10 protein-coding genes are annotated in these 8269 nt (G+C 63.1%); 3 read left to right on the top strand and 7 right to left on the bottom strand.

The window, feature by feature from the left end; all coding sequences use genetic code 11:
* Positions 1–206: 206 nt before the first annotated feature.
* From IHV84_RS18540 to IHV84_RS18525, 4 genes are all read right to left on the bottom strand, one after another.
* Positions 207–1613, bottom strand: a complete 1407-nt coding sequence (locus IHV84_RS18540) for an MATE family efflux transporter (RefSeq protein ID WP_198847962.1) — start codon at positions 1611–1613, stop codon at positions 207–209.
* A complete protein-coding gene (locus IHV84_RS18535; protein WP_198847964.1) occupies positions 1610–2116 on the bottom strand; it encodes a MaoC family dehydratase in 507 nt (168 codons plus the stop codon). The genes IHV84_RS18540 and IHV84_RS18535 overlap by 4 nt, the downstream gene beginning before the upstream one ends.
* A gap of 32 nt (positions 2117–2148) precedes the next feature.
* Positions 2149–3315, bottom strand: a complete 1167-nt coding sequence (locus IHV84_RS18530; protein ID WP_198847961.1) for an MFS transporter — start codon at positions 3313–3315, stop codon at positions 2149–2151.
* Positions 3316–3398: 83 nt separating this feature from the next.
* Positions 3399–3878 carry a MarR family winged helix-turn-helix transcriptional regulator gene (locus tag IHV84_RS18525; protein ID WP_198847960.1) on the bottom strand — a complete coding sequence of 160 codons (480 nt, stop codon included), beginning with the start codon at positions 3876–3878 and terminating at the stop codon, positions 3399–3401.
* Between the two features lie 73 nt (positions 3879–3951).
* On the opposite strand from IHV84_RS18525, the gene IHV84_RS18520 reads away from it, so the two are divergent.
* Both IHV84_RS18520 and gloA read left to right on the top strand, forming a co-directional pair.
* Positions 3952–4494 (top strand): PaaI family thioesterase, encoded by a 543-nt coding sequence (locus IHV84_RS18520; RefSeq protein WP_198847959.1) that lies wholly within the window; start codon positions 3952–3954, stop codon positions 4492–4494.
* Between the two features lie 5 nt (positions 4495–4499).
* Complete coding sequence (gene gloA / locus IHV84_RS18515; RefSeq protein ID WP_066695315.1) at positions 4500–4913, top strand: lactoylglutathione lyase; 414 nt, start codon at positions 4500–4502, stop codon at positions 4911–4913.
* A 129-nt stretch (positions 4914–5042) separates the two neighbouring features.
* On the opposite strand, the gene IHV84_RS18510 is transcribed toward gloA, so the two are convergent.
* Positions 5043–5648, bottom strand: a complete 606-nt coding sequence (locus IHV84_RS18510) for an isochorismatase family protein (protein ID WP_044394668.1) — start codon at positions 5646–5648, stop codon at positions 5043–5045.
* A gap of 146 nt (positions 5649–5794) precedes the next feature.
* On the opposite strand from IHV84_RS18510, the gene IHV84_RS18505 reads away from it, so the two are divergent.
* Positions 5795–5983 carry a hypothetical protein gene (locus IHV84_RS18505; protein WP_198847958.1) on the top strand — a complete coding sequence of 63 codons (189 nt, stop codon included), beginning with the start codon at positions 5795–5797 and terminating at the stop codon, positions 5981–5983.
* Positions 5984–6124: 141 nt separating this feature from the next.
* Here IHV84_RS18505 and IHV84_RS18500 read toward each other — a convergent pair whose 3' ends face one another.
* The gene (locus IHV84_RS18500; RefSeq protein ID WP_198847957.1) at positions 6125–7051 is read right to left on the bottom strand and encodes a glutaminase; all 927 of its coding nucleotides are present in this window, start codon (positions 7049–7051) and stop codon (positions 6125–6127) included.
* Between the two features lie 3 nt (positions 7052–7054).
* Positions 7055–8242, bottom strand: a complete 1188-nt coding sequence (locus tag IHV84_RS18495) for a M20 aminoacylase family protein (protein ID WP_066788714.1) — start codon at positions 8240–8242, stop codon at positions 7055–7057.
* Positions 8243–8269: the final 27 nt, after the last annotated feature.

Below are 8269 nucleotides of genomic sequence, written 5' to 3'. Positions count from 1 at the left end.
GTCAAACTTCTACTGCCTCCCCGGCAGAGCCGGGGGGCCTCCTTTTGGTAGCTAGTCACATAACTTCCGCTGATGCTCTAGGTATCGTCATACCGTAAGCCAGCGCGGTCGATTGAAACCTGTACGTGCAGCGTATCTTATGGGCTTTGCGAACAGCTACCAGCACACACTTTCCGAGCGCCCTAGCAGCCAGCCTCATACCTGTTTCAACCCTGCGGCAGACGCCTGAGCAACGCGGCCATGCCCCTAGGCCAGCCCACAGGGCCAAACCACGCGCCACCGGCAATGGCCCAGGCGTTGGCGATGCCGTACACCACCATGGCGGCGGCCTGGGCAGCGAACACGCCTGCAATGGCGTAGCCGCCGTGCAGAGCCAACCAACCTCCGGCCACGGCTACCACCAGGCGTGCGATGTTGCCAAGCACCGGCCACAGCAAGCGTCCTGCCCCTTGCGAAGCAAAGTACAGCACCAGGCCCAGACCAAAGAAACCGTACCAGGGCCCAACGATGCGCAGATACTGTGAACCTGCTTCGATCATGGCGGGCTCCGTATTGAACAGCGACAGCCAGGCTGCCGGATACGCCGCAGCCCAAAGACCAATGGCCTCGGTCATCGCGAATGCAATCGCCGCCCCGATCCAGGTGGCGCGCAAGGCGCGTTCGCGCTGACCGGCGCCGATGCAGGTGCCAACCATAGCCACCAGGGGTGCGCCCAGGCCAAACACCAGCGGCACCAGCAGATACTCCAGCCGTGATGCGGTGCCATACCCTGCAATCGCCGCAGTGCCGTATGCACCCACCAAGGCTGTGGTGATTCCGATGGCCAGGTTGGTGGCCACGGTGGACACCGTGCCCACCAAGCCCACACGCAAAATGTCTGCAAACAGTGCCCACCGTAACTGCAGACCGCGCAGCGATGGCCGCAGCAAACTGCGCGACGACCAGAGGTAAGCAGCCAACACCGCACTGCTTGCCAGGTAATACAGCAGCAGCGCAATGGCGCCCCCGGCGATGCCAAGGCCCGGTAACGGGCCCCACCCAAAGATCAGTAGCGGAGACAGCGGTAGCAGCAACACGGCTCCCGCTACCGTCACATAGGCGGGCAAGGCCATATTGCCGGCTCCACGGATCACGGCCGACAGCGTGTTGAACAGCCAGACCAGCAGCGCGCCACCAAACACCCAGTTTGAATAGACCATTGCCGCATCCAGCGCCCCGCCACTGCCGCCCATGCGGGTGTAAAGCCAGCGCCCTCCCGCAACCACCGTGACCATGAAAGCCAATGCAAACACCGCAGCAATCAACAGCGCGTGCAGTACCAGCGCATCGGCATCATCGCGCCGCCGGGCGCCCAAGGCCCGGGCGATGGCAGAAGCAATGCCTCCACCCATGGCACCCGCCGATGTCATTTGCATCAGCATCACAGCCGGGAACACCAGTGCCATGCCGGCCAGCGCATCGGTGCCCAGCTTGCCAACAAAGTAGGTTTCCATCAGGCCAACGCCAGCCTGGGCCAGCATCACCAGTACATTGGGTGCGCCCAGGCGCAGCAGCGTGGGCGCAATGGGGGCTTCCAGCAGGAGCCGGGTGCGCGGGTCGAGCGTGGCAGTCATGCGGGGGCTGCTTTGCTGGCGCCGGGCCTGCGCGGCACCACGATGCGCACGGTGGCCACCTGCAACACATCGCCATGCTGGTTACGTGTTTCGCTGCGCACGGAGACCATGCCCCGGTCGGGTTTGGAGCGCGATGGCGTGACCTTTATCACCTCGCTCACCACGTGCAGCACGTCTAAGGCGCGGGTGGGCCGTGGCCAGGTCAGCTCGCCACCTGCTCCGATGATGCCGCCGGCGATGGGCAAACCGCTCGTCACTTGCAAACGCATGGTGATTGCGGCCGTGTGCCAGCCACTGGCTGCCAGACCGCCAAACAGGGAATCGCGGGCCGCAGCGTCGTCCAGGTGAAAGGGCTGCGGGTCGAACTGCGCGGCAAAGCTGGTGATCTGCGCCTCGTCCATGGCGTGTTCGCCGCTGGTGAACTGGTCGCCCACGGTCAGGTCTTCCAAGTAGATCGGGGGCTGGGTGGTCGTCGAGGCGTGGCTGGCCGGGGTCTGCGTCATGTCGATGGCTTTCTTGGTGCGAGGTTTTGGGTTCACGCGGCCGTGGCGGCAGGCCGCGCCAGGTGTGCTTCACGGATCGGCAGGTTGACCAGCGCTGCACCCAGGGCCAGCACGATGTCCATGTACCAGACCCAGTCATAGCTGCCGGTGGCCTGGAACACGCTGCCGCCCAGGTAGGCACCCAGAAAGCCGCCCACCTGGTGCGAAAGCATCACGATGCCGAACAACATGGCCATGTTGGCCGTGCCAAACATCTTGGCGACCAGCCCGGCCGTGGGGGGCACGGTGGACAGGAAGGTGATGCCCATGACGGCGGCGAAGATCAGCACCAAGGCGGGCGTTTTGGGGGCAAACAGGAAGATCAGCACCGCCAGGCCACGCACCGTATACAGCAGTGACAGCAGCGACTTCATGCGCCAGCGCCCTACTGCCCAGCCCATGCCCAGGCTGCCCACAATGTTGAACAGCCCGATCACCGCCAGCGACCAGCCCCCTACTTCGGGCGCCAGCCCGCACGCTGCAATCACGCCATGCAAGTGCGTAGCCAAAAACGCCACATGAAAGCCGCAAACCAAGAAACCCGCCGCCAGGTACCGGTAGCTGGGTGTGGCCAGTGCCTGGGCAATGGCCTCGCGCGCGGTCAATGTCTTCTGGCCGGAGGCTGCCGCAGCCTGCGCTGCCAGCGCATTGGAGTTGCCCTTGAGCACCCACACCGCAGGCAGCGCCAGCAGTACCAGCACGCCCAGCCACTGCAGGGCGCTGGCCCAGCCCACGGCGGCCGTGAGGCTGATGGCGATAGGGGCCATCACAAACTGGCCGAACGAGCCACCTGCGTTGACGATGCCGCTGGCCAGGCCCCGTTTTTGCAGCGGCACCAGCCGCGCAGTAGCTGCCATCAGCACGGACGGCCCGGCCATGCCCGCACCACCTGCGGCCAGCACGCCAATCGCAAAGATCAGCCCGGCCGTGGTGGTCATGTACGGCGTGATGAAGGTGCCCAGCGCTACCAGCGCCACGCCCAGCAGGATGACGCGGCCTGTGCCGATGCGGTCGGCCACTGCACCGGCAAACGGCTGGGTCAGGCCCCACCACAGCTGGCCAAATGCAAACGCCAGGCTGATGCTGCCAATGCCCAGGCCGGTGGAGGTGTTGAGCGCGGACAGGAACAGGCCCATCGTCTGGCGCGTGCCCATCGTCATCGCAAAGGTGCCTGCTGCAGCCAGCAGCACTAGCCACAGGGCCAGCGGGCGCGGCGGACCTGGCTGCGGCTTGAGGTGTCGCGTTATTCGTCATGCCCGGCCTCCTGCGCTGGCAGCGCCGCCAGCAAATCGAGCGAGTCATCCACCAGTGCGTGTAAGGCCAGCACGCGTTCCACACCCAGCGTTTCATTCAGCGCCAGTTGCGCGGCCTTCCAGTGGCGCTGGGCCTCGGCGCGTTTGTCGCGGCCCGCATCGGTGATGCGCACCAAGCGGCTGCGTGCGTCCGTGCCTGCCTGCAGCGTCACCCAACCTGCATCGACCAGCGGGCGCAGGTTGCGCGTGAGCGTGGAGGCATCCATCTTCATCTCTGTGGCCAGATCACCGGGGCGAATTGGCCCCAGCTTGAGCACATGCGACAGCAGCGAGTACTGCGTGGTCTTGATCCCGCACTTCGCCATCTCGGCGTCGTAGTGGTTGGCCACGCGGCGCATCAGCTGGCGCAGCTTGAAGTTGGTGCAGCCCTGCGGCAGCACGGAGGCCTGGGTGGATGAGTCGGCTTGCATGGATTTAATTGTATCTGCAATAATTGCATATGCAATTAATAAGTTTTGGCCCCACCCACAATCCGGACACCCCATGACCCAACACAACCACCTTGTACACTGGCTGGCGCAGGAGCGCGAGATCCTCGCCGCGTTGGACGCAGGCCCTGGCCCGGGCGTCGCCACCCGCGAGCAGATCGCCCACCTGAATGGCCTGCAGCAAATGCAAGCCATGCTGCGGGGCGAACTGCCCTACGCGGCCATTGCCAAGACGCTGGACTTCCTGATCGTGGAGGTGGACGATGGCAAGGCCGTTTTCCAGGGCACGCCCCGCCCAGAGCACCTGAACCCCATGGGCACGGTGCATGGCGGCTGGTTTGCCACGCTGCTCGATTCAGCACTGGGTTGCGCTGTGCACACGCGCATGGAACCGGGCCGCGGCTACACCACAGCCGAGCTGGGCATCAACCTGGTCAAGGCCATCACGCCCAAGGTGCAGCGCGTGCGCGCCGAAGGCCGCGTGATCCACAGCGGGCGCCAACTGGCCACGGCCGAAGCGCGCCTGGTGGGGCCGGATGGCACGCTGTACGCGCACGCCACCACCACCTGCTTGGTTTTTGACTTGCCGGCACAATAGAAGGTATGAGATTCCTTCACACCATGCTGCGCGTTGGCAACCTTCAACGCTCTATCGACTTCTACACCAAGGTGCTGGGCATGCAACTGCTGCGCCAGTCTGAAAACCCCGAATACAAGTATTCGCTGGCGTTTTTGGGCTTTGAGGGGGGCAACCCTGGCCAGGCAGAAATTGAACTGACCTACAACTGGGGCGTGGAAAGCTACGACCACGGCAACGCCTATGGTCATATCGCACTGGGCGTGCCTGACGCGTATGCCGCCTGCGAAAAGATCAAGGCCGCTGGCGGCAACGTCACGCGCGAGGCAGGCCCCGTCAAAGGCGGCACTACCGTGATTGCCTTTGTCACGGATCCAGACGGGTACAAGATTGAATTGATTCAGCGGGCTGAGGGCGCTGCAGGCGCTGGCTTGCGTTGACTTGACCCTGGCCACCAAGCGCATTGGCAAGGTGCCAGCCCTCTTGCCAATTGCTATCAAAATAATAGCTGCCAGCGTTTTCCAGATAAGCGCTAGCAGCTATTTTTATTGAAATATTTTTTGGTGGAGTTACTTCACCAAGCCCAGCACTTCCTTGAAGTCAGGGTGCTCGCAAGTGCGCAGCCATTCAAAGGCCACCATTTCTGTGGTCACCAGTTCTGCGCCTGCGCCGGCCAGCCGGTCAAAAGCGGCATCGCGGTTGCGCTCGGTGCGTGAACCGCAGGCGTCGGTCACCACCCACACTTCAAACTCGTCTTCCATCAAGTCCAGCGCTGTTTGCAACAGGCAGACATGGGCTTCGCATCCGGCAATGACAATCGTGCCGCGCTCTGGGGCCTGTTGCGCTGGCTTTTGCAGGTGCTTGGGCAGGCTGCGGGCATTGCCGCCCTGCTGGGGCTGGGCGGGTGGGCGCAGCCATTCGCCTAAACCTTCTTCTGCAGCGCTGAAATGCATTTTTGCCAGGGTGCGATCGCACAGCGCGCGCAAGTCGGCATCGTTGGCACCCAGACGCGACGGATTTTGCTCGGTGCCCCACACCGGTACGCCCAGCGTACGCGCCACGCGGGCCAGCAAGCGGGCATTGGCCAGAACGGCCGAGCCATCGTGGATGGCGGGCATCAAGCGTGCCTGGTAGTCCACCAGCACAAGTTGTGATTCGTCAGCGTCAAGCAGCATGGCAGGGTCTTTCTCTCTTGTGGTTGCAAGGGCCGGATTGTCGCAGCCGTAGCGCAGCGCCGGGGGCTTTGCACCAGCAGGCGTATCTTGAACTTTGCGGGCAGGCCCCAGCGCGCTTGCCTGGCAGGAGCATGGGAGGTAGCTTCATGCAACCCTTGGCTCTGAACAAGGCTTTTACCGCGACGGACCCCGGAGCGGCGGTCGTCATGACCACGCGGGATGACGCGAAGGACAACACATCATGGGCCGATCGCGCCGGGCGTCCCTTGATTCAGGAGTACCTTGCCAAGCTGGAGTGTAAAGTGATCGCAGAGCCGCTGGGATTGCCTTGCTGAGGCTGAGCCGACCATGCCAGCACTCAAAGCAGTCTGGCGGCAATGGGCCAGCGAGGCAGTCTCACCGACCTTCATTCAAACCAGCCAGCCTGCTCAAAATCCGGGGCTGTTCATGTCGAGGCAAACGATAAAGTCTGCACGTCAGAACACCGACCAGCCGGTGAACTCTGACAACTCTTGCAGCGCGCGCGTGCCGAGCAGTGAATTGCCAAACGCATTCAGGCCAGGAGACCAGACCGCGATCGATGCATGTCCCGGAACGACGGCAAGAATGCCGCCTCCAACGCCACTCTTGCCGGGGAAGCCGACCGAATAGGCGAAGTCGCCTGAACCATCATAGTGCCCCGCTACCAGCATCAAGGCGTTGATGCTGCGTGCCTGAGCTGGGTTCAGCAGGTGGGCTGCGGAGTCGAAACCGGCCAAGAACCGGCCGACGCTGGCCAATTGCTGGCAGTTCATCGTGATCGCGCATTGGCGACAGTAAATCTGCAGCAGCCGTTCGCATTCGGTGTGCAGATTGCCGCACGAGCGTAGAAAGTACGCCAGGGAGAAGTTGCGGTAGGCCGTGCGGTATTCCGAGGCGGCAACCTGTTCATCAATCGAGATCCGGTCATCTCCAGCCGCCGTGCGAACGAAATCCATCAGTTCGTCGAGTCCGCCGCCCGCGTCAGGCGCATCAAGCATGGCGTCGGTGGTGACCAGTGCACCCGCATTGACGAAAGGATTGCGCGGTTTGCCGCCTTCCTGCTCAAGCTCAATGACCGAGTTGAAGGTGTAGTTAGATGGTTCCTTGCCCACCCGCTTCCAGAGCCGGTCGCCGTGACGGCCCAATGCGATCGCCAGCGAGAAGACCTTTGAGATGCTCTGGATCGAAAACGGCGTCGCAGCGTCGCCCGCGCTCAGCTGCTCACCACTGGCCAGGCACACACTGATCCCGAACTGATGCACATCAACGCTGGCCAGTTGCGGAATGTAGTGCGCCACCTGGCCGCGTTTGTGCGCGCGCTTCATGCGCGCGTCGAGCCCTACCAGAAAGCCCTGGAGCGTTTCCAAAGCGGCGCGGTCCATCGTTCAAACCAGATAACGCCGCGCCAGCAGCGTCCAGTATGCAGCGCCAATGGCCAGGTTGGCGTCGTTGAAGTCGTAACCCGGGTTGTGCACCATGCAGGCGCCCAGCTTGTCGCCATCCCCGTTTCCGATCAATAGGTAGCTGCCGGGGCACTTCTCCAGCATGAAAGCGAAATCTTCGCTGCCGGTGAGAGGCGGGGCCTGCAGCACAACGCGCTCGGCACCAACCAATTCGGTGCCAATCTGGCGGGCGAAGTCGGTTTCGTCCTTGCTGTTGACCAGTGCCGCGTAGCCGCGCCGATAGTCGATTTCAGCCTTGACGCCAAAGCTCTGCGCCTGAGCGTGGGCGATTTCGGTAATGCGCTGCTGCAGCAGGCTGCGCACCTCAGAATCGAGCGCGCGCACGCTCAGCTCGAGATGTGCGCTGTCGGGGATGACGTTATTGGCGCGCCCGGATTGCAGCACCCCCACAGTAACCACCGCTGTTTGCAGTGGATCGACGTTGCGCGAGACCACGGTCTGCAACGCCATCACCAGGCTGGCCGCCGCCACCACCGGATCGGCTGTCTTGTGCGGCACAGCACCGTGACCACCGTGGCCTACCAGCGTGATGTAGACCTTGTCTGAGGAGGCCATCATTGGGCCTTCGCGAAAGATCAAGTGCCCCTGTGGCCAGCCGGGCATGTTGTGCATGCTGAAGATAGCGTCACATGGGTATTTGTCGAACAGGCCGTCGTTGATCATGCGTACGGCGCCACAGTCGCTGGTGCCGTATTCCTCCGCGGGCTGGAAGATCAGGTTGAGTGTCCCTGAGAAGTCACCCTGCTCTGCCAGCACCTTGGCTGCCGCCAGCAGCATGGCCGTATGTCCGTCGTGGCCGCAGGCGTGCATGACGCCCTGGTTGCGACTTGCGTACTGCAGACCCGTGGCTTCCTGGATCGGCAGTGCATCCATGTCCGCACGCAGGCCCAGCGTGCGCGTGCCGTCGCCACGCTTGAGTTGCCCGACCACACCGGTTCCGCCCAGGCCGCGCTCAACGTGGTAACCCCAGTCCCGCAGTCGCGCAGCCACCAAATCACTGGTGCGCAGCTCTTCGAATGGCAGCTCGGGGTGCTGATGGATATCACGGCGCAAAGCGATGAATTCGTCTTCGTGTGCGCGTACCGCCTGCAAGGTGTCTTGAACAGTCATGCTATGAACTCACAGTCCGCAAAAATT

Origin of the sequence: Acidovorax sp. IB03, from assembly GCF_016406015.1 — a bacterium.
Taxonomy (GTDB): Bacteria; Pseudomonadota; Gammaproteobacteria; order Burkholderiales; family Burkholderiaceae_C; genus Acidovorax; species Acidovorax temperans.
Note: the sequence above shows the minus strand (reverse complement) of the source record. Positions and strands in the feature narration are given on the sequence as shown.

What these genes read in the sequence shown, in the direction of transcription:
- IHV84_RS18540 (WP_198847962.1), bottom strand. Translation starts at nt 1,613, where the DNA reads ATGACTGCCACGCTCGACCCGCGCACCCGGCTCCTGCTGGAAGCCCCC.
- IHV84_RS18535 (WP_198847964.1), bottom strand. Translation starts at nt 2,116, where the DNA reads ATGACGCAGACCCCGGCCAGCCACGCCTCGACGACCACCCAGCCCCCG.
- IHV84_RS18530 (WP_198847961.1), bottom strand. Translation starts at nt 3,315, where the DNA reads ATGACGATGGGCACGCGCCAGACGATGGGCCTGTTCCTGTCCGCGCTC.
- IHV84_RS18525 (WP_198847960.1), bottom strand. Translation starts at nt 3,878, where the DNA reads ATGCAAGCCGACTCATCCACCCAGGCCTCCGTGCTGCCGCAGGGCTGC.
- IHV84_RS18520 (WP_198847959.1), top strand. Translation starts at nt 3,952, where the DNA reads ATGACCCAACACAACCACCTTGTACACTGGCTGGCGCAGGAGCGCGAG.
- gloA (WP_066695315.1), top strand. Translation starts at nt 4,500, where the DNA reads ATGAGATTCCTTCACACCATGCTGCGCGTTGGCAACCTTCAACGCTCT.
- IHV84_RS18510 (WP_044394668.1), bottom strand. Translation starts at nt 5,648, where the DNA reads ATGCTGCTTGACGCTGACGAATCACAACTTGTGCTGGTGGACTACCAG.
- IHV84_RS18505 (WP_198847958.1), top strand. Translation starts at nt 5,795, where the DNA reads ATGCAACCCTTGGCTCTGAACAAGGCTTTTACCGCGACGGACCCCGGA.
- IHV84_RS18500 (WP_198847957.1), bottom strand. Translation starts at nt 7,051, where the DNA reads ATGGACCGCGCCGCTTTGGAAACGCTCCAGGGCTTTCTGGTAGGGCTC.
- IHV84_RS18495 (WP_066788714.1), bottom strand. Translation starts at nt 8,242, where the DNA reads ATGACTGTTCAAGACACCTTGCAGGCGGTACGCGCACACGAAGACGAA.